Origin of the sequence: Maribacter vaceletii, assembly GCF_003634105.1 — a bacterium.
GTDB classification, from domain to species: Bacteria; Bacteroidota; Bacteroidia; order Flavobacteriales; family Flavobacteriaceae; genus Maribacter_B; species Maribacter_B vaceletii.
Window position 1 is genome coordinate 1 of sequence record NZ_RBIQ01000006.1, and the last position, 1,100, is coordinate 1,100.

A 1,100-nucleotide genomic window follows, 5' to 3' on the forward strand; every position below is an offset into this window, starting at 1 on the left:
TCCGTAGCAAAAAGCTCTCCTCCTACTATAGATAATGCATTGCCTGCATTTCCACTAATGTCTGCTGTAAACTCCGTTCCTGTTAAATCAAGACCGTCTCCTGCTGTGTACTCTGTATTGTTATCTACATCTGAAACATAAAGTCCATTCGCATCTATACTAAGGGCATTGCCCGCAGTTGTACTAATATCTGCTGTGAACTCCGTTCCTGTTAAATCAAGACCATCTCCTGCTGTATACTCTGTATTCGTATCCGTAGCAAAAAGCTCTCCTCCTACTATAGATAATGCATTGCCTGCATTTCCACTAATATCTGCTGTGAACTCTGTTCCTGTTAAATCAAGACCATCTCCTGCTGTATACTCTGTATTGTTATCTACATCTGAAACATAAAGTCCATTCGCATCTATACTAAGAGCATTGCCCGCAGTTGTACTAATGTCTGCTGTGAACTCCGTTCCTGTTAAATCAAGACCGTCTCCTGCTGTGTACTCTGTATTATTATCTACGTCTGAAACATAAAGTCCATTCGCATCTATACTAAGGGCATTGCCCGCAGTTGTACTAATATCCGCTGTGAACTCCGTTCCTGTTAAATCAAGACCGTCTCCCGCTGTGTACTCTGTATTCGTATCCGTAGCAAAAAGCTCTCCTCCTACTATAGATAATGCATTGCCTGCATTTCCACTAATATCTGCTGTAAACTCCGTTCCTGTTAAATCAAGACCATCTCCTGCTGTGTACTCTGTATTGTTATCTACATCTGAAACATAAAGTCCATTCGCATCTATACTAAGAGCATTGCCCGCAGTTGTACTAATGTCTGCTGTGAACTCCGTTCCTGTTAAATCAAGACCATCTCCTGCTGTATACTCTGTATTCGTATCCGTAGCAAAAAGCTCTCCTCCTACTATAGATAATGCATTGCCTGCATTTCCACTAATGTCTGCTGTGAACTCCGTTCCTGTTAAATCAAGACCGTCTCCTGCTGTGTACTCTGTATTATTATCTGTACGACCTGCAAGCTCTGCTAAAGCTGCTTCCACATTATCAGTTGTAAAATTATTACCAACATCATCTAAAGAAACTTCTTCTCCATC

1 protein-coding gene is annotated in these 1,100 nt (G+C 41.4%); it reads right to left on the reverse strand.

Features of this window, described 5'->3' with window-relative positions; genetic code table 11:
• A partial coding sequence (locus tag CLV91_RS16770; protein WP_170146677.1) for a hypothetical protein occupies positions 1-1,100 on the reverse strand: 1,100 nt, incomplete at both ends.